This window comes from Roseateles sp. GW835-FHT13E02, from assembly GCF_058794035.1.
On sequence record NZ_JBXAGJ010000004.1, the window covers coordinates 85,417 to 108,808 of the forward strand.

20 protein-coding genes are annotated in these 23,392 nt (G+C 67.8%); 11 read left to right on the forward strand and 9 right to left on the reverse strand.

Features of this window, described 5'->3' with window-relative positions:
- Positions 1-33: 33 nt before the first annotated feature.
- Both AC1Q6P_RS05325 and AC1Q6P_RS05330 read right to left on the reverse strand, forming a co-directional pair.
- A complete protein-coding gene (locus AC1Q6P_RS05325; RefSeq protein ID WP_171827472.1) occupies positions 34-906 on the reverse strand; it encodes a Rossmann-like and DUF2520 domain-containing protein in 873 nt (290 codons plus the stop codon).
- 41 nt (positions 907-947) lie between these two features.
- A complete protein-coding gene (locus AC1Q6P_RS05330; protein ID WP_271008294.1) occupies positions 948-1,808 on the reverse strand; it encodes a class I SAM-dependent methyltransferase in 861 nt (286 codons plus the stop codon).
- Positions 1,809-2,214: 406 nt separating this feature from the next.
- On the opposite strand from AC1Q6P_RS05330, the gene AC1Q6P_RS05335 reads away from it, so the two are divergent.
- From AC1Q6P_RS05335 to AC1Q6P_RS05345, 3 genes are all read left to right on the forward strand, one after another.
- Positions 2,215-2,559, forward strand: coding sequence for a zinc ribbon domain-containing protein YjdM (locus AC1Q6P_RS05335; RefSeq protein WP_102768089.1), 345 nt, complete (start codon positions 2,215-2,217; stop codon positions 2,557-2,559).
- A 175-nt stretch (positions 2,560-2,734) separates the two neighbouring features.
- Entirely contained in the window at positions 2,735-3,607 is an 873-nt protein-coding gene (locus AC1Q6P_RS05340) for a DUF4399 domain-containing protein (RefSeq protein WP_492703076.1), read from the forward strand.
- Between the two features lie 95 nt (positions 3,608-3,702).
- Positions 3,703-4,008: a hypothetical protein gene (locus AC1Q6P_RS05345; protein WP_492664486.1), complete on the forward strand. Its 306-nt coding sequence runs from the start codon at positions 3,703-3,705 to the stop codon at positions 4,006-4,008.
- A 90-nt stretch (positions 4,009-4,098) separates the two neighbouring features.
- Here the strand turns inward: AC1Q6P_RS05345 and AC1Q6P_RS05350 are convergent, their stop codons facing one another.
- The gene (locus AC1Q6P_RS05350; protein WP_492664485.1) at positions 4,099-4,560 is read right to left on the reverse strand and encodes a VOC family protein; all 462 of its coding nucleotides are present in this window, start codon (positions 4,558-4,560) and stop codon (positions 4,099-4,101) included.
- Positions 4,561-4,821: 261 nt separating this feature from the next.
- On the opposite strand from AC1Q6P_RS05350, the gene AC1Q6P_RS05355 reads away from it, so the two are divergent.
- Both AC1Q6P_RS05355 and AC1Q6P_RS05360 read left to right on the forward strand, forming a co-directional pair.
- Positions 4,822-5,475 carry a LysE family translocator gene (locus tag AC1Q6P_RS05355; RefSeq protein WP_492664484.1) on the forward strand — a complete coding sequence of 218 codons (654 nt, stop codon included), beginning with the start codon at positions 4,822-4,824 and terminating at the stop codon, positions 5,473-5,475.
- 25 nt (positions 5,476-5,500) lie between these two features.
- On the forward strand, positions 5,501-6,379 hold the full coding sequence (locus tag AC1Q6P_RS05360; RefSeq protein ID WP_492664483.1) for an AraC family transcriptional regulator: 879 nt from the start codon (positions 5,501-5,503) through the stop codon (positions 6,377-6,379).
- 10 nt (positions 6,380-6,389) lie between these two features.
- Here the strand turns inward: AC1Q6P_RS05360 and AC1Q6P_RS05365 are convergent, their stop codons facing one another.
- A complete protein-coding gene (locus AC1Q6P_RS05365) occupies positions 6,390-6,860 on the reverse strand; it encodes an Lrp/AsnC family transcriptional regulator (protein ID WP_102768093.1) in 471 nt (156 codons plus the stop codon).
- 127 nt (positions 6,861-6,987) lie between these two features.
- On the opposite strand from AC1Q6P_RS05365, the gene AC1Q6P_RS05370 reads away from it, so the two are divergent.
- On the forward strand, positions 6,988-10,575 hold the full coding sequence (locus AC1Q6P_RS05370; protein WP_492664482.1) for an indolepyruvate ferredoxin oxidoreductase family protein: 3,588 nt from the start codon (positions 6,988-6,990) through the stop codon (positions 10,573-10,575).
- A 166-nt stretch (positions 10,576-10,741) separates the two neighbouring features.
- Positions 10,742-11,479, forward strand: a complete 738-nt coding sequence (locus AC1Q6P_RS05375; RefSeq protein ID WP_492664481.1) for a substrate-binding periplasmic protein — start codon at positions 10,742-10,744, stop codon at positions 11,477-11,479.
- Positions 11,480-11,491: 12 nt separating this feature from the next.
- Here the strand turns inward: AC1Q6P_RS05375 and AC1Q6P_RS05380 are convergent, their stop codons facing one another.
- From AC1Q6P_RS05380 to AC1Q6P_RS05395, 4 genes are all read right to left on the reverse strand, one after another.
- Positions 11,492-12,136: a 2-hydroxychromene-2-carboxylate isomerase gene (locus AC1Q6P_RS05380; RefSeq protein ID WP_223696727.1), complete on the reverse strand. Its 645-nt coding sequence runs from the start codon at positions 12,134-12,136 to the stop codon at positions 11,492-11,494.
- A 118-nt stretch (positions 12,137-12,254) separates the two neighbouring features.
- The gene (locus tag AC1Q6P_RS05385) at positions 12,255-15,554 is read right to left on the reverse strand and encodes a CHAT domain-containing protein (protein ID WP_492664480.1); all 3,300 of its coding nucleotides are present in this window, start codon (positions 15,552-15,554) and stop codon (positions 12,255-12,257) included.
- Entirely contained in the window at positions 15,551-16,264 is a 714-nt protein-coding gene (locus AC1Q6P_RS05390; protein WP_492664479.1) for a hypothetical protein, read from the reverse strand. Before AC1Q6P_RS05390 ends, AC1Q6P_RS05385 begins: the two co-directional genes overlap by 4 nt.
- On the reverse strand, positions 16,264-16,812 hold the full coding sequence (locus tag AC1Q6P_RS05395; protein WP_165794578.1) for an RNA polymerase sigma factor: 549 nt from the start codon (positions 16,810-16,812) through the stop codon (positions 16,264-16,266). The genes AC1Q6P_RS05390 and AC1Q6P_RS05395 overlap by 1 nt, the downstream gene beginning before the upstream one ends.
- A 314-nt stretch (positions 16,813-17,126) precedes the next feature.
- On the opposite strand from AC1Q6P_RS05395, the gene AC1Q6P_RS05400 reads away from it, so the two are divergent.
- From AC1Q6P_RS05400 to AC1Q6P_RS05415, 4 genes are read left to right on the forward strand one after another with little or no spacing between them, the layout of a single operon-like run.
- The gene (locus AC1Q6P_RS05400) at positions 17,127-19,061 is read left to right on the forward strand and encodes a hypothetical protein (RefSeq protein ID WP_492664478.1); all 1,935 of its coding nucleotides are present in this window, start codon (positions 17,127-17,129) and stop codon (positions 19,059-19,061) included.
- 46 nt (positions 19,062-19,107) lie between these two features.
- The gene (locus AC1Q6P_RS05405; protein ID WP_492664477.1) at positions 19,108-20,097 is read left to right on the forward strand and encodes a hypothetical protein; all 990 of its coding nucleotides are present in this window, start codon (positions 19,108-19,110) and stop codon (positions 20,095-20,097) included.
- Positions 20,097-21,746, forward strand: coding sequence for a caspase family protein (locus AC1Q6P_RS05410; protein WP_492664476.1), 1,650 nt, complete (start codon positions 20,097-20,099; stop codon positions 21,744-21,746). Before AC1Q6P_RS05405 ends, AC1Q6P_RS05410 begins: the two co-directional genes overlap by 1 nt.
- A 41-nt stretch (positions 21,747-21,787) precedes the next feature.
- Positions 21,788-22,309 (forward strand): hypothetical protein, encoded by a 522-nt coding sequence (locus AC1Q6P_RS05415; RefSeq protein WP_492664475.1) that lies wholly within the window; start codon positions 21,788-21,790, stop codon positions 22,307-22,309.
- 61 nt (positions 22,310-22,370) lie between these two features.
- Here AC1Q6P_RS05415 and AC1Q6P_RS05420 read toward each other — a convergent pair whose 3' ends face one another.
- Complete coding sequence (locus tag AC1Q6P_RS05420) at positions 22,371-23,291, reverse strand: COG1361 family protein (RefSeq protein WP_492664474.1); 921 nt, start codon at positions 23,289-23,291, stop codon at positions 22,371-22,373.
- Positions 23,292-23,392: the final 101 nt, after the last annotated feature.

The following is a 23,392-nucleotide window of genomic DNA, read 5'->3' on the forward strand; positions in this document are numbered from 1 at the left end:
TAGGAGCCGCCCGCGCCCGGACGGCACAAGAAATTAGCGCGACTGCAACAGCTGCAGCTGACTGCGCAGCAGGGCCAGCAGCGCCTCGGGCTGACGGCCGGCTTCAGCGGCCAGATCCAGCTGGCGGCTCAGCAATGCGCGGTAAAACGCCGCATGCTCGGCGCCCAGTCCCTCCAGGGCCTGCAGATGGGCGGTCAACACGCCGGCATCGCCGCGCGCCACCGGGCCTGAGAGTGCGCCAGCCAGGCCGCGCGACTCGGCCGCGTCCAGCGTGCCGCGCGCCAGCGGCAGCAGGGCGGCCAGGGCAGCCTCCGGCGGCAGGCCGATGGCGGCCCAGACCTGGCGCGCTTCGGCCAACACCGCGAGCAGGCTGCTGGCGGCCAGATTGGCCGCCGCGTGGTAGGCCGCCCGGGTGCCGGGGCGCAGTGACAGCGGCTTCAGCCCCAAGGCTGCGGCCAAGTCGTGCAGGCGCGCGCTCAAGGCCGCATCATTGGCTTCGATGCCCACCGTGCTGCCTGCGAGCAAGGCTGCCGCACGTGCGGGGTCGGAAAAAATCTGCAGCGGGTGGAAACCGCCGATGCGCGCGCCGAGCGCTTCAGCTGGCGCCAGGGCCGCCAGCTCGGTGGCGCCGCTGCAGTGCAGCACCGCCTGCCCCGGGCGCCAGGGCAGGCGGGCAGCGACCGAGGCGATGGCGTCGTCGGCCACGGTCAGCAGCACCAGATCGGCCGAATGCACGGCCGCCTCGGGCGCCAGCGCCTGACAGCCCGGCAGGTGCAGGGCCAGGTCTTGCGCGGCGCCAGGCTGGCGGCTGGCCACGGCCACCACCCGCTGGCCGGCCGCCGCCCAGGCCGGGGCCAGGGTGCGCGCCAGCCGGCCGGCGCCGATGAAGGCGATGCGCTCGAACATGAAGGCGTTCAGCGGCTCGCTGCTGCCAAGCTCAGGCCCGCTCAGGGCTTGACGAATTTGAGCGTCATGCGATCGCTCTCGCCGATGGCTTCATAACGAGCGCGGTCCTTGTCCTTGAGGCCGAAGGTCGGCGGCAGGGACCAGACGCCACCTTCGTGGTCGGCCGTGTCCTTGGGGTTGGCATTGATCTCGGAGCTGGCGGCCAGCTTGAAGCCGGCCTTCTCGGCCAGCTGGATCACATAGGCCTGGTGCACATAACCGCTGGAGGCCTTGGCATCCTGGGCCTGCGCGACCGGGCGGCGGTGCTCGACCACACCAAACACGCCGCCGGGCTTGAGCGCGGCGAAGGCGCTGTTGAACACGGCCTGCGCCTTGCCCTCACCCGCCGAGATCCAGTTGTGGACATTGCGGAAGGTCAGCACCAGGTCGGCCGAACCCGGCTTGGCGTAATCGAACTTGCCCGCGCCCGGCGCGAACACCGTCACCTGCACCTTGTCGTACACGGCCGGCAGGGCTTCGAGCTTGGCTTTCATGCGGGCGGCGCTGCGCTGGAAATACGGCACCTCGGAAGCCGGGTCGTCGCCGGCCAGGATCAGCTGACCTTTGTCACGCAGATAGGGCGCCAGAATCTCGGTGTACCAACCGCCGCCGGGCGAGAGCTCCACCACGGTCTGGGTCGGCTTGATGCCGAAGAAGCTCAGGGTCTCGTAAGGATGGCGGGCACCGTCGCGAGCCACGTTGGCCGGCGTGCGGTGGCTGCCGGCAATGGCGGCCTTCAGCGCCGCATCTTCTTTGGCAACAGCGTCTGTCGCCGCGTGGGCAGGCGCGGCGGCCAGAAACAGGGCGGCACTGGTCGCCAGCGCCAGGCGCAGGCTCAGAGACAAGGGGCGGGTCATCGTCATGGCAGGTCTTCCAGGTCAGCGGTGAACACGGGTTTGGGGTGATGCGCGGCGACCGCCACAGAGCCATCCAAACAGCTGACGCCCGCGCAATGAACGAGCGAAGGGATGCTTGAGTGAATGGGCCGTGTCCAGCGAAACCGCAGGGCGGGGCCTTGCCCCGCCTTGATGATCGCTTGCGGTTCGTCCGCGCTGCCGGCGAGAGTATGGCCGCAAGCGCAAATCCATGCCGGAAGGCATGGCGACCGGCCAGCGCCCCCCCCTGACTGAGGCATGCGCGGCAGCGCTTTCAGGACCGCATGCGCTGAAGCACTCGGTTACAGTGTCGCGCGATTCGCACAAACCAGCCGCAAGAAACCCTCGCTCCCGCAGTTCACGCGACGGGAAAAGCTAAAGCCAAGAACCCGCCATGTCCACGCCGCCCGCCTGTCCCCAATGCACGCTCGAAAACACCTACACCGACGGTGCGCAATTCATCTGCCCCGACTGTGGCTTTGAATGGTCGTCCGAGGCCCCGTCCGCCGACGAGCCCGGCGAGGCCGCCAAGGTGGTGCGCGACGCCAACGGCCAGGTTCTGGTCGATGGCGACAGCGTCATCCTGATCAAGGACCTGAAGGTGAAAGGCTCGTCCATCACCCTGAAAAAGGGCAGCAAGGCCAAGGGCATCCGCCTCGTTGATGGCGACCACGATGTCGATTGCAAGATCGACGGCGTGAGCCTGATGCTCAAGTCCGAGTTCCTGAAGAAGGCCTGATTCACCAAAACCCCTGCCAGCCCCGACCGGCGAGGAGCGCTGAACCCCGCAGTTTGTAGTCAGTCCCCCCTCCACCAGCACTCCACCGACACGAACAGACGGGCGCCCTGTGGGCAGCCCGCTTTCGCAGAATGAAGAATTCGTAGAGAAGAAGTCGATGATGAAGATGAAGACGATGTACACACTGAAGCCGCGCCAGACCCAGCACTCCCGGACCGGCAGCGCCGCGTCGCTGCTCGCGCGCCTGAGCTTGCTCCTGTCCCTGACGCTCCTCGGTGCAGCGCCGGCTGCAGCCCAAAGCTCTTCGGGCTCAGCGCCCCACCCCTGGCTGGCCTCCGCGCCACGGCTGGCACAACAGACCCATTTCACCAATCTGCAAGACGGCGCCAAGATCGAGACGCCGTTCCTGCTGACCTTCGGCCTGACCGGCATGGGCATTGCGCCCATCACCAAGCCGCAGAGCAAGACCGGCCACCACCACCTCCTGATCAACCGCGACCTGCCGCTGGATTTCAACCAGCCCCTGCCCTTCAACGAGCAGTACATCCACTTTGGCAAGGGCCAGATGGAAACCGTGCTGACGCTGAAACCGGGCGACTACACCCTGCGCCTGGTCTTGGCCGACCACCGCCATGTGCCCAATTTCGTCTACAGCAAGCCGCTGAAGATCACGGTCACGAAATTCAACGAAAACGTCAAGCCCGACTCCCTGAGCCAGCCCGGCATCAGCCTGCGCGTGGCGGGCAGCGGCGATAAGAGCAACGAGGCCCGCGAAGGCAGCCCCGTGCAGGTGCTGTTCCACGCCTCCAAGCTGAACGTCTCGCACCAGGCCCTGCAAGAACCCGGCACCGGCCACTTCCGCCTGAGCGTCGCGCCGGAGGGTGGCGGCAAGGCCGAAGTTTTGAGCTTCCCCGGCGGCGAAACCGAAGCCTGGCTCAAGCCACCCAAGGGCAAATACCAGCTCAAGCTCGATTTCGTGGACAACGTGCAGGCCGGGAAGGTGCTGTTCAGCGCGGGGGCGCAGGGGCTGCAGGTGGTGGGGCGCTGAAGTGATCAGCGTGCTCCAGCGCTGCTTGCGTTGCACGCCCCTCACTCATCGACAAGGCGACGCCTCGAACATAGAACACGTAGGAGGAGACACCCATGGCACTGAGCAAAGACGACTGCTACCAATGCGTTGCCGAATGCATGATGGATTCGCTGACGGACACCCGCTGGAAAACAGCACGCATGGACGTTGAGTTGAACGGGCGCGAGATCAGCGTGCGCTACGCCTACACCTCAGGCCTTTTCAACAAGCAGACAGCCTTCAAGACCAGCAATGTGTTCGCCCCGCCCAATGCCATGAAAGCCCTGCGGGACATGATGGCGGCTGAAGGTGAACCCTGGTCGCGCGCCAGCTTTTCGCTGAAGCCTGATGGCAGTTTTCAGTTCGAGCACAGCGCCTGACCCCGGCCCTGTGACGCGAGCAGGCGCGCCGGCAGACATGTGGCGCTTACCCTTGAGCACCGGCCCGCATACGCGCTTCCCCGCGATCACTCACTGCAACGCGTAGTCATTCCTCTCGCCCAGGTCTAGCGACAAGTACTCAACAAACTCAAACTGCAGCCCCTCCCGGGCCATCACGTAGGCGCTCTTGCGAAAGGGGTGGGCGCCGCCCCAGTGGTCAGGGGTGTAGCCGGCGGCAGCCAGTCTTTGCAGCGTCTCATTCAGCGACGGAACGACGATGCCGATGTGCTTGGTGCCGAGGGCTGAGCTGCGCCAGTCAGGATGCACCCCTTCCCCGCCGCCACTCTGCAGGGCGATGTAGGAGTGCTCGATCCCGACGTGCAGCCAGCGAATCGTCCGATGGCCAAACCAGTCCAGCCGGGCTTCGCCGCGCACGCGCCAGCCGGGCAAAGCACAGAGCAGCAGGTCCTTGACCTCATCGAGATCGCGAACGGTCACATTGGCATGCTCCACATAGGCGGGAGACCACGCGGCTGTCTGATTGCGCTCCATGAAAAAGCTCCTTGCTTTCAGTCCTTGATGGTCTTGCTGACCGAGGCCTCGAATCTTGAAAGTTCAAGTGCACTTCATGTCAAGTCAGCGAAGCCCATGAGGCCAGCGGCAGCACACGCCGCCCTGCAATTTCATCCAATACAAACCCGCCCCGCTTCACCACACTCGCGCTCATGCTGAACAGGCTCAAACCCAGCCGCAGTGCTGGCGGCAGAGCGATATGAGACGTCAAGATGAAACGAGATGAGGAGGGTGCGCGCGATGGAAAACGCGGTGTGGATGTCCATGGTGCTGTTTGCCCTGGCGGGCGCGATTTCACCGGGGCCGGTCAATGTGATGGCCTCGGCGGTTGGGGCGGCGCAGGGCTTTGTGCGGGCCATGCCCCTAGTGCTGGGCGCGAGCCTGAGCTATGGCGCGGTGGTCTGGCTGGCGGGCAGCGGCCTGCAGATCAGCCTGGTCGCTCACCCACAACTGGCGCGGCTGGCGCCCTTGGCGGGCGCGGCCTATTTGCTGCTGCTGGCCTGGCGCATCGCCACAGCGCCTCCCGGTGCGCCGACTGGAGCGCCGACCGGAGCGCTGGCCGAAGAGGCGCCGCCGCATGGCACAACAGCCCTGCGAGCCTGGACACATGGCCTGCTGCAGGGGGCCTTGACGCAAGGCCTGAACCCCAAGGCCTGGCTGGTGGCCCTGTCCGGCGTGGGCCTGTTCGTGCCGAGCGGGCCCGAGGGCGCAACGCGCCTGCAGCTGTTTTGCGCCATCTCCTTGCTGGTGTGCTGGCTCTCGGTGTCCACCTGGGCGGCGCTGGGCCTGTGGATTCGGCGCTGGCTGGCGCGGCCGGCCTACCAACGCGGCTTCAACCGGCTGCTGGCCGCCCTGCTGCTGCTGACCATTTACGGCATGCTGGCTGGCGGCTGAGGTGGCGGGTCCGGAAACCACAGGCGTGAGCCCGCTCGCTACCATGCGGCCCATGCCGCTCGCCCACCCGCACCGCTTTGTCCGCCACCAGACACTGCTGCCCCATCTGGAGCTGCGCCTGGCCAGCGGCAGTCGCGATTGCTACCAGACCCATACCCATGAGGAATACGCCTTTGGCACCGTCGATGCCGGCGAGGCCCTGTTCCGCCACGGGCGCGGCGAGGAAACCCTCAGCCCCCTGCGTGCCGGCATGACCGTGATGATGGAGCCCGGTCTGGCGCATTCCTGCAACCCCAGCGAAGCGCAGGCCTGGTCCTACCGCATGCTGTATGTCGATGCGAGTTGGCTGCATCGCAGCTTCCTGCCCTTGGGCGGAGAGACAGGCGCCCTGCCACTGAGTCAGCACGCCAGCGACTCCCGCGAGGTCTACGCGGCCCTGAGCCTGATCTGCGAGGCCCTGGCGGCTCCGTGCCCGCCGGACCCGCTGGAGCTGAACGAGCAGTTGCTGAATTTCGTCGCCGATCATGCCTTGCAGGCGCGAGCGCCTGAGGCCTCGCCGACGCCGCTCGCCGCCGGCGCGCCTGCATCGGACGATGCCGCCTTGCACGCCGTGCGCCAGCGGATCGAGACGCAGATGAGCCAGGCCCTGTCACTCGAGGAACTGGTGCAGCTTGGCGGCTGGAGCGAGTTCCAGCTGCTACGCCGCTTCAAGCACGCCTTCGGCCTGACACCGCACGCCTACCAGATCGACCTGCGCCTGAACCGCGCCAAACGCCTGCTCAAGCAAGGCCTGCCCTTGAGCGAGGTGGCACTGGAGCTCGGTTTCAGCGACCAGTCGCATTTCCAGCGGCATTTCAAGAAACGGCACGCCACCACGCCCGGCAACTACCAGAGCCGCGATTGAGCGACCGAGCTCACCCCACCGGCAGCGCCGTCTCGTACTTCACCTCCCTCAGCACCACATTGCTGCGCACGCTGGCCACGCCGGGCACTTTGAAGATCTGGCTTTGCAGAAAGGCGTCATACGCCTTCATATCGGGCACGACGACCTTGATCACGTAATCGGCCTCGCCGGTGATGCCGTGGCATTCGATGATTTCGCGGCTGGCCAGGACCAGGCGCTCGAACTGCTCCACCGCGCCCTCGCTGTGCCGCACCAGCGAGACATTGGCCAGCACGCAGATATTCAAACCCAGCTTTTCACGGTCCACCAGGGCCACATGGCGGCGGATCACGCCGCTGTCTTCCAGCTCCTTGATGCGGCGCCAGACCGGTGTGGCCGAGAGGCCCACCTGGTCGGCCAGGGCCTGGGTGCTCTGGCGGCAATCGGCCTGCAGGGCTTCGAGAATCTGGCGCGTGGCCCGATCGAAACGATCCATCTCCATTAGTGACTCCTTTGAGAGGAATTCTCTCATTCACCGGCTTGACAGCGGCAAACAGAGCAACAAACACTTGGCTCTCTGACGAAAAATCCCCGGCAGCCATCGTTCGTTCGTCCCGCGAGGAAAGCCCATGTCCAGTTCAGAAACACCCACCGTCAGCCCTGCGGCTCCTCAGGCCCCCGCGCTGCGGGACTACAAGCTCTCGGACAACCTTGCAGCGAACAGCGGCGCGGTCTTCCTGACCGGCACCCAAGCCCTGGTGCGCCTGCTGCTGGCGCAAAAAGCGCAGGACGAAAGCAAGGGCCTGAACACCGCCGGCTTTGTCTCCGGCTACCGTGGCAGCCCGCTGGGCATGGTGGACCAGCAGCTGTGGAAGGCCAAGAAGTTCCTCGACGGTTCACGAGTCAACTTCCTGCCCGCCATCAACGAAGACCTGGCCGCCACCGCCTGCCTGGGCGTGCAGCGTGTGGCGCTGGACCCGAAGCGCACGGCCGACGGCGTGTTTGCCATGTGGTACGGCAAAGGCCCGGGCGTGGACCGCTCGGGCGATGCACTCAAGCATGGCAATGTCTACGGCACCTCGAAGTTAGGCGGCGTGCTGGTGGTCTGCGGTGACGACCATGGTTGTGTCTCGTCGAGCACCCCACACCAGAGCGATCTGGCCCTGCAGGCCTGGCACATGCCCATCGTGCACCCGGGTAATGTGGCCGAATATTTGGAGTTCGGCCTCTACGGCTGGGCGCTGAGCCGTTTTTCGTCCACCTGGGTCGGCTTCAAGGCGATCTCGGAGGTGGTGGAGTCCGGCATGACGGTGGACCTGGACAGCGTGCCGCTGGACTTTGAGCTGCCGGTGGACCACAAGCCGCCGGTGGACCTGCACATCCGCGCGGTCGACCTGCCCTCGCTGGAATTGGAGACCCGCCTTGAGCACAAGCTGAACGCCGTCAAGGCTTTTGCCAAGCTCAACAGCATTGACAAGCACATCGTCGTGAGCCCGCGCGCCACCCTGGGCATCGTCACCGTGGGCAAGGCGCACTACGACTTCATGGAAGTGCTGCGCCGCCTGGACCTGGACCCCAATGCCCTGGCCGCCGCCGGCGTGCGGGTCTACAAGGTGGGCCTGGTCTTCCCGCTGGAGAGCTCACGCATGAGCGAGTTCGCCCAGGGCCTGACCGACATGCTGGTGATCGAGGAGAAAGCCCCGGTCGTCGAGCGCCAGATCAAGGAGCTGCTCTACCACCTGCCCGATGCGCAGCGCCCGCGCGTGGTGGGCAAGACCGATGAGCATGGCCAGGCCGTGCTGAGCGCGCTTGGCGAGCTGCGCCCCTCGCGCATCATGAACACGGTGGCCGACTGGCTGGCCCGCCTCAACCCCGCGCTGGACCGCCGCCATTTGGTGGTGGACTTCCTCACCCCCTGCCTGCTGTCCAACGCGGCCGATGGCGTGCGCCGCCAGCCCTACTTCTGTTCGGGCTGCCCGCACAACACCTCGACCAAGCTGCCCGAGGGTTCCAGGGCGCTCGCCGGCATCGGCTGCCACTTCATGGCCAGCTGGATGGAGCGCGGCACCTCGGGCCTGATTCAGATGGGCGCCGAGGGCGTGGACTGGGCGGCCCACAGCCGCTTCACGACCGAGAAGCATGTGTTCCAGAACCTCGGCGACGGCACCTACTACCACTCGGGCTACCTGGCCATCCGCCAGGCCATCGCCGCCAAGACCAATATCACCTACAAAATCCTCTACAACGACGCGGTCGCCATGACCGGCGGCCAGCCGGTGGATGGCACCACCAGCGTGCCCCAGATCGCGCGCCAGGTGGAGGCCGAGGGTGTGAAGCGCCTGGTGGTGGTCAGCGACGAGCCGCAGAAGTACCAGGGCCACGAAAACCTCTTCCCGCCGGGCACCACCTTCCACGACCGCAGCGAGCTGGACGCGGTGCAGCGCGAGCTGCGTGAGATCGAAGGCGTGACGGTGCTGATCTACGACCAGACCTGCGCCGCCGAAAAGCGCCGCCGCCGCAAGAAGAAAGAGTTCTACGACCCACCGAAGCGCATCTTCATCAACGAGCAGGTCTGCGAAGGCTGCGGCGACTGCGGCCAGGCCAGCAACTGCCTGTCGGTCGTGCCGGTAGAAACCGATTTCGGTCGCAAGCGCGTGATCGAGCAAAGCAGCTGCAACAAGGATTTCTCCTGCGTCAACGGCTTCTGCCCGAGCTTTGTCTCGGTGCACGGCGCACAGCTGAAAAAGCGGGCCGGCGCCAGCTACACGCCCGCCGATCTGGTGCGCGAGCTGGCCGCCATCGCGGCCCCCAAACCCTGGAACTGGACGGGTCCCTTCGACCTGCTGGTCACCGGCGTGGGCGGCACCGGCGTGGTGACGGTGGGTGCGCTGATCAGCATGGCCGCGCATCTGGAGCGCAAGCAGGCCTCGGTGCTGGACTTCATGGGCTTTGCGCAGAAAGGCGGCTCGGTGCTGTCCTTCGTGCGCGTGGCGCCGACGCAGGACCTGCTCAACCAGGTGCGAATCGACACCCAGCAGGCCGATGTGCTGCTGGCCTGTGACATGGTGGTGGGCGCCAGCCCGGACGCGCTGGGCACGGTCAAGCCGGGCCGCACCGTCATCCTGGCCAACACCCATGAGCTGCCCACCGCAGCCTTTGTGCGCAACCCCGATGCCAGCCTGCAGGCCGACTCACTGCTGGCCAAGATGCAGCATGCCGTCGGTGGCGACGCTGGCCTCATGAGCACCATCGACGCCCAGGCGATTGCCCAGGAGCTGATGGGCGACACCATGCCCAGCAACATCATCATGCTGGGCGCCTGCTGGCAGCGTGGCCTGGTGCCGCTGTCCGAAGCTGCACTGATGCGGGCCATGGAGCTGAACGGCGTGGCCGTGGAAGGCAACAAGACCGCCTTCGCCCTGGGCCGCCTGGCGATCGCCGCGCCCGAGGCCCTGCGCCGCCTGGCCGGCCGCAGCCAAGCGGTCGTGCAGGTGCTGAACTTCGACAAGCTCGACGGCCCGGACGGCCTGCTGGCCCGCCGCAGCGCCCACCTGACGGCCTACCAGAACAGCGCCTACGCCCAGCGCTACCTGGCCCTGGTGCAGCGCGTGCGCGGCGCCGAAGGCCAGCTGGGCGAGGCCGGCAAGAACGAGCGCCTCACCAAGGCTGTGGCCCGCTACTACGCAAAGCTGCTGGCCATCAAGGACGAGTACGAAGTCGCGCGGCTCTACACCGACGGCCAGTTCGAGCGCGCGATGAAGGAACAGTTCGAGAACTGGGAGCGCCTGAGCTTCCACCTGGCGCCGCCGCTGATCTCCAAGCCCGGTGCCGATGGCCGGGCCAAGAAGATCGAGATGGGCAGCTGGACCTTCCAGGCCTTCAAGCTGCTGGCCAAGCTCAAGGGCCTGCGCGGCAGCGCGCTCGATGTCTTCGGCAAGACCGAAGAGCGCCGCATGGAGCGCCAGCTGATCCAGGACTACGAAGCCCTGGTGGACGAGCTGCTGGCCGGCCTGACGGCCGACAAGCTGGAAGTCGCCCTGCAACTGGCCCGCCTGCCCGAACAGATCCGCGGCTACGGCCACGTCAAGCATGCCAATGTGGTGACGGCCCGGGCCAAGCAGAAGGCGCTGCTGGACCGCTTCCACGGTCGCGTGCAAGAGGCGGCGGTGGCCATGCCGGTACCGGCCGCGCGGGTCAAGGGCGTGGCCGAGCTGTAAGCAGGACGTCACAGGCACCCGGGGCAAGCCCGATTGAGGCGGGCTGCATTTGGGCTTAGGGTGGGCCCAGATGTTGTTGACGATACGGTCTCGCCCCCCTGCCCCCATCCTCCACGCTGATGCGCCGGCCTGGGGCGCGCGCCTGCTGGCCATCTGGCTTCTGGCCGTGAGTGGCACTGCGTTCGCGCAAGGCAGCGCGCCACCCGCAACACATTCGACCGCCACGCGCCCCACCGTGCGCGTCTGCGTCGGCGATTTCCCGCCCTACAACAGCCCGCGCCTGCCGCGCATGGGCCCGGTGCTGGATCTTGCACAGCAGGCCTTGCAGCGCGCGGGCTACGCCATGCAGGCCGAGTTCATGCCCTGGGCACGCATCTTGAAAGAGGGCGAAGAGGGCCGCTGCCTGATCCTGGGCATCTGGCGCAATGCCGCGCGCGACCAGCTGTTCAGCTACAGCGCCCCGCTGCTGGAACAGGAGTTGGGCTTCTTCGTGCGGCGCGGCGAGCAGCCGGCAGTGGCCAGCCCCGAGGCGCTGCAGCGCCTGCGCATCGGCGTCGAGCGCGGCAGCTACCTGCCCGAGGCGCTGCGCCAGCCCGGTCTCAAACTCGATCCGACCAGCGCCTTGAACACCAACCTTCACAAGCTGGCCAAGGAGCGCATCGACCTGGCCTTCGGCGAACGCGCCGCCGGCCTCTACCGGCTGGCCCGCGAGCCCGAGCTGCGAGCCAAGGTCCTGTGGCTGGAGCCGGGTCTGGAGCGCAAGCCCACCTATCTGGCTTTCAGCCTCCGCGACCCGGAGGGTGAAGCGCTGCGCCTGGCCTTCGATCAGGCCTTCCAGGCCATGAAGCAGGACGGCAGCTACCGGCGCCTGCTGCGCGCCGCAGGGCTGACGCCCCTGCCCTGATTCAGGCGCGTTTCACACCAGGCCCTTGAAGGGCCCGCTGGCCAGCCAGCGCTCGATCTGCGCCTGGCGGTCATTGCCCCAGAAGGCTTCACCGTCGATCAGGAAGTAAGGTGCGCCGAACACGCCGGCGGCAATCGCGGCGCTGTTGACGGTCTTGAGCTTGTCCTTCCAGACCGGGTCGCTCCAGGCCTGCTCGGCCGCGTCGGCATCGAGGCCGCTCTCGGCCGCCAGGGCCTTGAGCTGGGCCGGGTCGTCCAGCGACACACCGCGGGTGAAATAGGCCCGCAGTCCGGCGCGGGCCCAGGCCACCGCGGCCGCCGCGCCCTGCGTCTCATGCAGCCACCAGAACACACGGGCGGCGTTCTGCGTGGCAATCGGGAAGCGCGCGGGCTGCAGGTAAGGCAAACCGGCAAAAGCAGCCGAGCGGGCGAAATCTCGAAACGCGTAATCGCGTTTGAGCGGGTGCTCGATCTGCGGCTTGAGTTCGGCCGCCTGGAAGGTCACGCCCAGCAAGATGGCATGCCACTGCACGCGCCGGCCATGGCGCGCCGCGACGGCATCGACCCACTCCGAGGCGATGTAGCTGTAGGGCGAGGAAAAATCGAAATAGAAATGCAGCGGGCCTTTTTGCATGGCTTGCGCTGAACGTTCGGGCATGGTGGTTTCAAGCATCCTGGAACCATAGACCATTCGGGCCCGTTCTTGCAGCCAGACTTACCAGCAGGCGCGGCACCCGGTGCGGCTGGCGCCCGGGCTGAGCGCCCCAAAACCGGCTTCAGCGCTGCGTGGCCGCACGCGCCAGATAGAAGGCGCCCCAGTAGAAAGGATGCGATTGCCCGCCCGCAGACCGCGCCAGAAACTCGCGCTGGGCCGACTGCAAGGCGCGCGCACTGTCACCATGGCGGCGCAGGGCGGCATAGAAGGCCCGCATCCAGCGCCGGGTGGCGGCGTCGTCCACGCTCCAGAGGCTGGACAAGACTTCGCTGGCGCCAGCCTGCAAAAGGCTGGCATTGAGCCCGGCCACCTCGGCCCCAGAACCATCATCGCCGCCACCCAGACCCGTGGAACAGGCCGACAGCGTCACCAGCTGGGTGTGCGTGAAGGGCATGCGCGCCAGCTCAGCCAGGTGCAGGCGCTGACCATCCCCCAGGCGCAGCCAGGAGCGCGACATCACGCCTGGCCGCAAGGTGAAGTGCGTGCCCAGATGCAGGAGGCCGCCCGCTTCCTTACGAGCTGCCGCTTGCAACTCCTCCTGCAAGGTGCGCTGGGTGAAGCTGGCATCCAGCCAGCCCTGGCCCCGCCACAAACCCGGCCCGCCCGTGCAGACACCTGTGCCCAGCCCCTCGATCGGGCCCGCCACCAACTCGCAGATTTCCTGCGCCACGGCCGGCAGGGCTGGCAGACCGGCCACGGCCTGGCTGCTGCCGAAGGCACGCAAGCGCCGCTCGGTCCATGGCGGCGAGCGGGCCGCCAGCTCACGGGCACCGCCCTCGGGCAGGCGTTGCACCACGCGCAGGCTCTGGCCGAGATAGCCCTCGGGCCCGCGCAGCAGGCCCAGGGGCAGGTAGCGCAGCGCACCGTCGAGAACCAGCTCCACTTGCTTGGCCTTGGCATGCCGGGCGGCCCGCAGCAGAGGATGGCCCAGGCGCTGGAACCAGTGACGCAGTTCGGCTTCGACCGGCTCGCGCGCCTCGATCTTGCGCAGCAGCTCGGCCACATCCTGGCCCAGCTGACGCGCCGGCCAGGCCAGCTCGATCTGCGACTGGCCGCCGGCATAAACCATCAGCAGATTGAGCCGCTCCTGGCCCGAAATGCTCCAGACCTCCAGCACGCCGGCCGCAGGCCGCTGCCGCCTGGTGCCGGCCGGCAGCCCGGGCCTGGCCGCCAGGGGCTGTGCGGGTTGGGTCTGCATCATCTGCTGCATCCACTGCTGCCATTGCTGCAGCCTCATTGCTTCGCCTTCTCGTTGGGCACGCCACTGCTGCTGAGACTGCGCCAGGCGGCGCGGGCTCAAGACCTCGCTGCCTGGCGAGGCTGCGGGCGGTGCATCGGCCCCGCCACGTTCGAGGCCGGCGGCGCTGGGGCTGAAGCCCAGCAGTGCCTCGGGCGCCCGCAAGCGGGCCGAGCGCCGCACGCGCAGCTGCCCATCGCTGAACTCGTCGAGCTCCAGCGCCGACCAGTCGCGCAGCACATCCTGCGCCTCGGCGATGCGCCCCGAGCGCGCCAGCCAGGCGGCCTGGTCGCGGTACACAAAGGACAGCTCCTGAACAAAGCCGCGCTCCTGGCCCGGCCGCTTGCCGCGCAGATCCTGACGCATCAGCTCGATCTGATCCAGGCTCTGGCGACCCAGCTGCATGGCCAGGTCCTCGCGGCCACGCAAGGCCCAGTGGCGTGCCAGGCCATGGAGGTTGTCCCACAGCGGGGCGGGCGCCGCATAGCTGCCCGCAGCGGCCAGACCGCGCAGATGGTGCTCCAAGGCGGCCGGCCAATCCGCGAGACTGTCCTGCCATTGCGCCAAGGTCTTGTGGGAGCGCGCCCGATCGGCCGGCGGCAGGCCGTCGTAATCGGGGTGCTGCGCCAGGAACTGCTGCAGTTCCTCGCAAGGCAGGGCCGAGCCGCGCTGGGCCACGGCGGCACGGCAGCGGCCGTTGTACGCTTCCAGCAGCAGCGAGGGCGTGTCACCGACGATCTGGCGCAAGGCCTGCAGGGCTTGTTCGTAATCACGGGCGGCCAGGGCCGGCTGGCCCAGCTGCATTTGCACCGCCGCATGGCTGAGCAGCAAGCGCGATCGCCAGTAGCCCAGGTCTTTGCGCCCTTCGCTCTCGGACAGGAGCGGCGTCAACAGCTCGGCGGCGCGCCGGGGTTGACCCAGCCGCAGCCACAGCACCGACTGCAGATGGCGGGCACGGATGAGTCGGGCCAAACCCACCGTGCCAAGCATGTCCGGGCTCAGCAAGGCATCGAGGGCCTCGCTGGCCGTCAAGGCTTCGCCCAGCTGGCCCTGGCTCATGCGCAGATTCAGCAGCGTCATGCGATAGGGCAGCACGCGCGGGCTCTTGGCCCCGAACGTTGCTTCGGCCAGCGCCACGGCGCGCAGCGCCAACGCCAGCGCTTCGTCAAGACGGGCGTAGTGCAGGTAATTGGACGAAAGGTTGTGGAACACGCCCAGCTGAGCCGAGGGGTTGGCGTCGGGGTGGCGCTCGATGATGCGCAGCGCGTCCTCCAGGGCCTGCTGCGAGCGGTCCATGCGCTCCATCTGCCCGTAGATCGCCGCCATCGAGGCCAGGGCATCCAGCATATCGGGCGCATCACCGCGCCCCATCTGGCGCAGCAGCTCGGCCTCCTGCTCGGCATAGCCGGCGGCCAGGGCCAGCTGATCCTGGGCATGGCTGACGACGGTGCGCAGATTCAGGATCTCACCCATCAGCGCGCTGACGGCCAGGCCTTGACCCTGCAGCAGGGCTTCGGCTTCGCTCAGGCTGGCCTCGCTGCGCTCCACCCAACCCGGCGCTTGGCGGCGCCAGCTGGCGGCCACCTCCAGCAGCCGCAGTTGAGCCCGCATGGCGTCTCCCTCTGCGCTTGCCGCCGGAAGCCGGGACTGCAGGGCCAGGGCCTCGGCCACCAAGGGCACGGCCTCGTCACGGGCGGCACGGTCCAGGAGGGCGCGCGCGGCCTGCATCAGGTGCCAGACCCGTGCCTCCTCGAAACCAGGGGCCTCAGCCGCCGGTTCCAGCCGGGCCAGCATGTCTTTCAGCTCGGTGCTGAAGGGTCGCTCCAGCAACTGCCAGGCCATGCGGGCCTGCTGCAGGGCCACGGCCAGGGCGACCGCTTCCTTGGGGGGCTGGGCGCAGACCCGGGCCAGCGCAGCGGTGGGTTCACGCAACAGCTGCTCCAGCATGGGCCAGCGGGGTTCGCCGGCTGCGGGCGCCCCCTCGCACAGGGTCAGCAAGGCCTGACGGCTCGTCTCAGGAACGGCGCGGCTGTCGGTTCGGCTGCCCGGTGCTGCGGCCCACGCAGGCACGGTCAGCAGGCCCATGGCCAGCAGCCAGGCCGCCACACCCCCGCGCCACATCATGGTCGGGCGGGCGCCGGGCCGGCGCTCAGTTCCAACATCAAGACCCCGTCGCTCGGCCAGGGAATGCTGCGGCGTTTCAGAATCGCCTGCACCACGGGCAAACGTTCGGCGCTCAGGCCGCTCAACTCCACATCCAGACCCAGTCGGCCCAAGCGCTCATAACGCCTGACTTCCAGACCCTGGGCTTGCAGATCCTGGGCCAAAGCTTCGCGCCATGCCTGCGGCTCGGGCACCCGCAGCTGCAGCACGCCGTCGCTGCCCCGGGTCACCTCACTCTCGCCGGACGCACTGGCCGCGGGCTGTGCCGCTTCATCGCTGGGCCAGTTTGCATCGTGCGGCAAGCCCAGCCACACCATCAAGCTCAGCGCCAGGGCGCCCGAGAAGGCTCCGCCCCAGCGCCAGGCGGGCGCCTGCCAGACCCCTCGCATGGCCTCTCGCAAGTCCTCTCGCCAGACCCGGCAGCGCTGGCAGCCCGTCGAACGGAACAAGCCCTCGCGCTCGGCACGCGCCAGCGCCGCCTCCAACTCGCGCGGGGTCAACAAGGGAAGCTCGGTGGGCGTGGCCGACACGGCGCGCTGCAGGCATTGGCCTTCGGCATGGGCTTGCGGGCCGGCACCGGGCGCCGGCGTTTGCTGGCCACGCAAACCGCACAGCCAGGCGTCCAGCTCGGCCTCTTGCGCGCGGCTCAGGGGGTCTTGTTGATCGGCCATCATCGTTCTCCTCCGGCCACCTCGGCATACCAGGGCGCCAGATAGTGCCGCGCCTTGCGACGGCATTGGTACAGGTACTGCCGCGTGGCCTGAGGCGTGCGATTGAGCAGTCGGGCCACGTCCTCGATGCTCAGCTCATCCTCGGCAATCCAGCGGATGACGGCGGCGGCCTCAGGTTCGGCCTCGCGAAAGCGGGCCTCGCACTCGCGGTAACGCGCCAGGGCCAGGCGCGAGGCGGTCAAGGCCTCAGGCCCGGGCAACTCGTCGGGCAAGGCGGGATCGGGCTCCTGCGCCGCCGCCAGGCTGTGGCTGCTGGGCGGTCGCACCGCGCTGGCACGCAACTCGTCGATGGCCACCGAGCGCGCCACCCGCTTGAGCCAGGGAAACAACTCGGAATCCCCACGGTAGCTGGCACAGGACTTCCAGATGCGCAAGAGCGCGTTCTGCAAGGCATCGCGCGCCGCCTCCGGGTCCCGCAGGCACATGCTGCATTCGCGCAGCAGAGCGCGGCCATAGTCCTCGTAGAGCTGACGAAACGCGAGCCGCATGTCTTCGCCTCCTTGCGCACAGGCCCGCTTGAACACCTCTCGTTCCATATCGCCGATTGCTCCCACCGGTTCTTGTAACAAAGTGAGTCTAACGAGCAATTGCGACAGCTTGTCAGCGCTGAGGCCGCTTACCGGGCCAGAAAGCCGCCAGCACAAGCCAGAGACGTAGCGATGAAGCCAACGTCAGGGCCAGATGGATCACAAACACCCCGGTGAAAACCCCAGGTCATTTGCCCCTGACGAATCGCCCGGCGCTCCGTCCCTGCCTCCATGCCGCTGCATTGCGGCGCCAAAGCCCGCCCTGGAGGAAGCCCGTGAACCCTTGCCATCCACCGATTGCGCCCCACCGAGCGCTGCGCCTGCCGAGTCTGCCCCTGCTGCTGGTCCTGATGACGCTGGCCGGCTGCGCCAGCAATCCGATTCAGAAGATCAAGGACAGCATGCCGGATCTGCCCTTCGTCACGCCCCCCTCGCGCACCCACGGCGGATTGCCAGCGATCGCGCCACCGCCCGTGGGTGCAGGTGGCAAGGCCGTGATCAGCGACGCTTTCATCGACCAGTTCTTCCAGAAAAAGCAGGTCAGCGGTGAAGAGCTGTTGTTTGAGCTGATCGCCATTCGCCAGACCGCGAGCAAGCTCAAGAGCGGCGCCGGTTGGATGGATTTGGTGGGAGCGCAGGACCTGGCGGCCCGGCCCGGCAGCGGCGTCGACAAAAGCTCAGTGGCAGCGGAACTCCAGAGTGTGGCGATCGGTGCCGCCCTGAGCGGGCTGGAAAGCCAGCTCGACAAGATGCTCAAGAGCAATGGATCTGCCCAGGAGCTGGATCAATACCTCGGCGCATTGCTGGAGGCCAAGCAGGCCTTGGCCGACGAAAAGATCGAGCTGCCCTCGGGCGCCGGCCTGAATGCCCAGCAGAAGCGCCGCCTGGTCAGCATGGCAGCCATGTTGGTGGCCATGCGCCTGAGCAACAAGCAGCTCGACCAGGCACGCAAGGACTTTGCCGGCATCGAGGACGACTTCCTCAAACTGATCGAGCGCCGCGAGCAGGCGGCAGGTCTGCTCTACGAGCTGCTGCAGCAAGGTGGCGCCAGCAAGGCCAGCCAGGCCGCGGGCTTCAGCCCGGCGGACCAGGAGTTTCTGGCTCAGCGCCGCAACAGCCTGAGCCTCAAGGAATTCTCCAACGATATGGGCGTGCAGAACCTGGCCCTGCGCCTGCTGCGTCAGCGCGACCCGGCGCTCTACGCCGACTACCGCAGTGGCGTGGACCGCAGCAGCAAGCGCACGCAAGCCTATGTGCGCTCCATGGTGGGCGGCGCGGCTTTCGGCAGCCTGGTCTCGGGCTTCGGGCGGCAGTTGCTGCGCGTCTACAAGGACAAGAAGAACGAGGAGATGCTGGCCGCCCTGCCCCTGGTGCTGGCCTATGGCGTCGAGGTCAAGCGGGGCCTGGGCTTGAGCTGGGACGTCAGCACCCAGGGCATCTTCCCCGACCTGGGCAAGGTCGTGCGGCCGGCCCGCTTCCGCCTGAGCCAAGGCGAGCAGACCCTGGAGCTGGGCAGCGCCGCCGAAGTGCTGGCCGAGCTGGACAAGAGCGAGGCCGGCGGCCTGCTGCGCGAGGCCTTGTTCCGCGACCACGCGCTGGGCCTGATCTACCGCGTCTACCTCTGCGACCGGGCCGAGGCCGGCCGCATGCTGGACCGCACCATGCCCGCCGATCAGCGCGACCTGGCGGCCCGGGCCTACTTCAAACAGGCGGACCTTCAGGGCTTCAGCTTCGCGGCCAGCTTCTCCGGCCGGCCCGACAACGCCCGCGAGCTGGAGCTCGGCGACAAGCTGCTGCGCCGCGACCACCGGCGGCTGAGCGACGACAGCGGCGGTGCGCTCTCGCAGATCCAGCGCAGCGTGAGCGAACGCAGCCGCGAGCTGAGCAATGACCAGCTGCTGCGCCTGATCTTCGCCAACCGTGAGGGCTCGGCCATGCGCGCCAGCCTGGACCTGGGCCGCGTCAGCGTGCGCGCCGTCCCATCGATGCAGGCCGTCTATGCCTACGAGGCCCAGGTCGATGGCTGCCGCAGCCTGGTCACGCCCGTCGCCGGTGAGGACCAAGGCAACCCCGCGCCGCCCGCGCCCAAGCCGCGCGACAAGGTCGAGCAAAGCCGCCAGGACAAGGACAAGGCCAGCGGCGGCAAGACGGCGGCCGGCGGCAAGCCCGCAACCAGCACGCCGGCCAAGTCCCAGCTCACAGGCCGTTGAACGCCCCTCCCCCCCATCCCCACCACTCACCGACGGAGCTTTCGCCATGCCTCGCCTCTGTTCCCCCACCCAAGCCGCCTCGGCCGCCCTGACCTGCCTGCTGCTGACCCTGGCCGGCTGCAAGAGCAACCCGCCCAGCCCGCACGAGAAAGACAAGATCGAGCTCAGCCAGGGCGCCATCCGCATGCCCTCGGGCGTCTACCTCGGCGGCCTGCAAACCATCGACCAGGCCGCCCGCACCAAGCTCTACGTGAGCATGGAAAGCATCGGCGACCCCAGCAACCCCAAGCTGCTGTTCCCGCCCGAGATGGCCCAGGCCGTGGGCCTGAGCAAGCGGCAGATGAACCGCAATCTGATGGACACCATCCTGGCCTCGCGCCGCTTCGACGTGCTGGAGATGGGCAACAGCGTCACGGCCGAGGCCTCCAGCTTCCAGGTGGCGGCCATGGTCAAAGATGCCTGGCAAAGCCTGGAGCCCATGGAAGGCGGCCGTCGCGTGGCGGTGACGCGCGTGCTGCTGTCCTTGCAGATCAAGGACCTCTACACCGGCGAGTTGCTGCAGGACCGCGCCATCTCGGTGGAAGGCCAGAGCGGCCAGAGCAGCGGCGACCGCACCGTGCTGGGACCGCAGGACAAGCCCAACCAGCCCCAGGTGCAACAGGCCCTGGCCAATGACTACAAAAAGGCCATGCACCGCGCCTTCAAGGAGGCCACGCTGCGCATCCAGGAGGTGTTCCGCCCCCTGGGCAAGGTGGTCTCGTTGGACGGCGACACCATGGGCCTGTTCGGCGGCATCCGCCAGGGCTTCCAGGGCAAGGATGAGCTGGTGGTCTTCCGCGTGCGCACCCTGCGCCTGCCCAATGGCAAAGAGGAGATCAGCAGCACCATCCCCGTGGCGGCGGTTCGCTGCGACGGGGTGGGCAGCAACACCAGCCAGTGCGACATCATCCGCAAGCACCCGCAGCACCAGGTGCAGCCGGGCGACTATGCCGTGCTCAGCGAGTACTCCAAGGATAACGGCGCGAGGATGGAATGATGGAGCGCCGCCTCACCCCACCACCCCTGCCGCAGCTGAGCCGGCGCACGCTGATCCAGCGCAGCACGGCCCTGGGCCTGAGCCCCAGCCTGACCACGCTGGGCACTGCCTCGGCCGGCCTGGGCTTGCTGGCCGCGCCCCGGCCGGCCGGCTCGGCGCCCTCGCCCCAGGCCCTGCCCGTGACCGTGCTGTACCGCCGCGAGGCGGCCGGTGCCTCGGCCCGGCTGGACCCGGTCGTGCAGACCGCCACCCTGGCCCTGGAAGAAGCCTTCCAGCAGCAAGGCCTTCGCGTGATGCAGCCCAGCGCCCAGGTCTATCAGCTGATGGATGGTGGCCCCGGCGTGGTCGTCACCTTCGCTGAAGATGCCGGTTACTCCATGGTCTTCAGCGCCTACCGCAATCTGCGCCCGGTGCCCGGGCAGGAAGCCGGCATCGCCGAGGTGCGGCTGCAGGCCCGCGTCTTCGTCGGCCGCCAGATCCTGGTGTCCGATGAAGGTCGGGGTCAGATGTTCACGCGACTGGAGGATGGTCAGCAGGAGTTTGGCGAGCGCCGTGCCCTGGAGCTGGCCGCCCGCCAGGCCGCCCGCGATCTGGCCGAGCGCACCGGCCAGCGCCTGCGCCAGCACAGCCTGGCGCCCGTCAAGCCCGGCGGCAACGCCGATCTGGTGGCCAGCAGCCAGACCATCAGCACGCCGGAAACACAGCTGCCGCCAGCCGCGCCTCCCCCCCCTCCTCCTCCTCCGCCACCCGCAGCGCCCCCAGCTGCACCTTCGCCGGCGCCCACTCCCATGCCACCCGCAGCAGCCAATCCCAGCCTCAGCCTGCCGCCGCCCAGCAAGCGCTGGGCCCTGGTCGTGGGCATCTCCGATTACTCCAGCGTGCGCCAGCGCGAGGGCATCGAGATCAGCGATCTGCAAGGCGTGGCCAAGGACACGGAGAACTTCGCCCAGGCCATGCTGGACATGGGCATGCCACGCAAGAACCTGGCCGTGCTGCGCAATGCCGACGCCACCAGCGAGGCCATCCGACGCGCGCTCAAGCAACTGGCTCGCCAGGTGGCGCCGGACGATATGGTGGTGTTCGCCCTGTCCGCCCATGGCGGCTCCAAGGACATCTCGATCTCGGGCTATGGCGCGCCCATCCTGGCCGATTTCAAGCGCAGCGGCGACAACGCCTCGGCCCTGGACTTCTGGGAGCTGCAAAGCCTGTGCAAATCGCTGCCCTGCCAGCAGGTGCTGTGGGTGATCGACACCTGCTTTTCGGGCAATGCGGCCCGCGATCTGGTGACTGTCGAGATTTCGACCCAGGGCGTGCAAGCCGCCCAGGGCATCGGCGGCCCCGATGCCAATCGCGTGGCCCAGGGCTTCGGTGCCGGCGACGGCAAGGCCTTTGCCGTGGTGACGGCCGCCAGCAGCGAAGAGGTGTCTTGGGACACCCCCGCAAAAGGCGGCATCTTCACGGTACACATGCTGGCAGCCCTGCGCGCAGCCCAAGGGCGCAGCTCCATCGAGCAATTGGTGGTCAAGGAGATCCGACCCAAGGTGATCGAGCAATCGCGAGACATCTGCCGGCGCCGACGTGACTGCCCCATGCCGCAGCAGACCCCGGTGTTTGCCTACGCCGGACTGGGCAACCAGATCAAGCTCTGATCGCCGGCTTCGACACACGCCGACCTGCCAGGATCTTCACGATGAACGCCTTGAACGCCCCGTACCGAAAGGCCGCGTCGAGCGGCACTGTCTTGTGGTCGCTGCTGTGGGTGATCAGCATGAACACGGCCCACAGCTCACCCCGGGCTCCAGCCCCGGCCGCAGGACGCTTTCTGATCAGCGAAACGGAGTGGAAGCTGGAACGCGCCACACCGCCGCCGCCCAGCCCCAAGTTCAGCCCCGCGCCGGGCGCACCACGGCTGGAGCTGCTGCAGCCCAAGCCCGGGCCGGAGACCCTGGCCAGCCCTTTTGACATCCAGCTGCGCTGGAATGCCGAGGGCGAGGCCCGCATCGAGCCGCAGACCCTGCGCATCCGCTACGGCTGGATGGGGCTGGACATCACCCAGCGCGTGCTGGCCCAGGCCGAAGTGACGGCCGAGGGCTTGCGCATCCGCAAGGCGGCCCTGCCCAGCGGCGAGCACAAGCTCGCCGTCGAGATCGCCGATTCCCTGCAGCGGGTGGGGCGGCGGCAGTTTGAAGTCAAGGTGCAGGCCGCGCCCTGAAAACGCAAACAGGGCCGCAGCAGGCGGCCCTGTTCAAAGGGTGCGGATCAAGAAGACGGGTTCAAGGCGTCATCAGGAGCGCGCGGTCGTTGCTGCTGTCGCTGTCACCACGGGCACGCACGGCGGCTTCAAAGACCAGGCCGGCACGCTGGCCCGGGGCGAAGCTGTAGGGCAGGCGGAAGACCAGGCTGCCGTCCTTCGGCAGGCTCGCCACGGTCATGCCCACGGCCTTGAGTTCGGTCGGGCAGACGGCGCCGCCGCTGGCGCTGCAGCTCATGGTGCCCAGGGTGGCGGCGTTCTCGCTCGGCGAGCTGACCAGCTGGTTGGCGATCAGCACATCCTTGGCCGCGTCGGGGCCCTTGTTGCTGACGGTCACCACATACTCAAAGCTGCCGCCGGCCGGAACGGCGCTGCTGGGGCCGGTGGCCTGCACGGCGACATCGGCGCTGTAGGCCTTGAAGCCCACGCCCATCTTGCTGCTGGACAGCTGGGTGCCCGTGCCGGTGGTGGCCGAGGCTTCCAGATTGACCGTACCGCTGGTGCCGAGCTTGACGGTGCCGGTGACATCAAAGGTGAGCGTGGCGCCCGGTTGCAAGTTGCTGACCGTCATGCGCGACCCGGTGGCGGGGCAGGCGGTGCCGGCGTTGTCGGATTGGCAGTTGACGACCTTCATGCCCTCGAGCAGCGCGTCGGCGACGATGTTGACATCGGTGGTGGTCGCCACGCCCTTGCCGACATTGCGCAGCTTGATGGTGGCCATGGTCTGGGTGTAGCCCGAGGGAACCTGGGCGTCCGGCAGGCTCATGGTGACCATCAGATCGGGCGCAGGGGTCGGCGGCGGCGGGGGCGGGGGCGTGACTTCACCACCGCCGCCACCACCACCGCCACAGGCGGTGAGCGCCACCAGAGACGACAAGGCCAGAGCCGCCCAGACCGGACGAAGACGAGGAGCAGAAGCGAGACGGGTGGGCAGCGAAGACATGGGTTTTCCTGATTTTTGCGATGCGGGCTGAGTGGTTTTCAGGCCAGGTCTTCGACCTGCTTGGCGCCACTCAGATTTGGAAACGCAAGTGTAGAAACCCT